Source organism: Gemmiger formicilis (assembly GCF_018784445.1).
GTDB lineage: Bacteria > Bacillota > Clostridia > Oscillospirales > Ruminococcaceae > Gemmiger.
This window is the reverse complement of record NZ_WQOH01000070.1, coordinates 1-829: the sequence shown is the minus strand read 5'-3', so window position 1 is coordinate 829 and position 829 is coordinate 1. Positions and strand designations below refer to the sequence as shown.

The window sequence follows — 829 nt, the reverse complement described above, 5'->3', positions numbered from 1 at the left end:
CAGTTGGTAGAGCAGCGGTCTCCAAAACCGCGTGCCGAGGGTTCGAATCCTTCTACCCCTGCCATCCATATCCGGAAAAATCATTGTGTTGCCTATCGGCTTGATAGTTGCAGACTTTGCTTTTTCTCGGTAAACGAGTAGGAGGTTCTCCTTAAAGAGCCGGCCTCTCACATCACCGTGCGTACCGACCGGTACATGGCGGTTCAACCGCATGAGTGCAAGGACTCGTAGTAGTTAGGGATGCTAAAGTATCCCGCTGCTACGAGTCTTTTGCTTGTAATGGAACATTTTAATGCAGGACTGCCGGCGATACGTCAATAGCCCAGTCTGGAATTTTCCCACTGGTAAGCCCTGTCGGCCGGGATGCCCAGCTTTCTCAAGTTGGCAACCTTCGTTTTGGGCTTCTTCCACTGCTTCCAGATGTACATTCGAAACCTGCGCCGCATCCATTCATCCCAAAACGTCAGCGTCCGCTTCATATGCCACACGAAAATAGCCAATCCAACCACGGATAGACACTTTCACTTCCTGCATCACTCTGCGGACATTGCGTCTACGGTTTTGCTTTGTAAGAAGTTTCAGCGATCACTTTGCTTTGTCAAGAAACTTCCGGTGTTCACCACCTGGTTTCTGCCCATGCCGAGCGCACCCAACAGAAAAGCCCCCACCGGTTTGCCCGGTGGGGGCTTTCTGTTTTACCGAGAAAAAATAAAGTCTGCAACTATCAGACCGATAGGCAACACAATGATTTTTTCCGGATATGGATGGCAGGGGTAGAAGGATTCGAACCCTCGGCACGCGGTTTTGGAGACCGCTGCTCTACCAACTG

1 pseudogene is annotated in these 829 nt (G+C 50.9%); it reads right to left on the bottom strand.

Going from position 1 to position 829, the window contains the following annotated elements:
- Positions 1–428: 428 nt before the first annotated feature.
- A pseudogene (locus GPK89_RS16835) lies at positions 429–534 on the bottom strand (group II intron maturase-specific domain-containing protein); the annotation flags it as partial.
- Between the last annotated feature and the right edge of the window lie 295 nt (positions 535–829).